The organism is Cytobacillus oceanisediminis 2691, assembly GCF_007678455.1.
Lineage (GTDB): Bacteria > Bacillota > Bacilli > Bacillales > Cytobacillaceae > Mesobacillus > Mesobacillus oceanisediminis_A.
In genome coordinates, this window is record NZ_VEEP01000387.1 from 1 (window position 1) to 239 (window position 239).

Here is a 239-nt window from a genome sequence, read left to right on the forward strand (position 1 = left end):
CAGATTGTGGGTACTGGTGGGGTGAAGGTGACCTTGTCCTGTTGAATCAAATGTGCGAGCAGCTTGGGGGTGAAGAGGGGGGGGGGAAGGAGCTGGGTGGAAGGGAAGGATGCGGCGGGGAAAGGGAGACGGCAGGGATTGGGATGAAAGATGGGGAGAACCGGGAGGAGGAGATGTGTTTGGGATAATGGAGGAGTATGAGGGAGAGGAAAGGCGAAACTGTGGAGTACGATAGGTGT

1 protein-coding gene is annotated in these 239 nt (G+C 56.5%); it reads left to right on the forward strand.

Annotated elements, in window-relative coordinates; all coding sequences use genetic code 11:
- On the forward strand, positions 1-188 hold a 188-nt coding region (locus FS736_RS24760), incomplete at its 5' end, for a hypothetical protein (protein WP_186326951.1).
- Positions 189-239 lie beyond the last annotated feature (51 nt).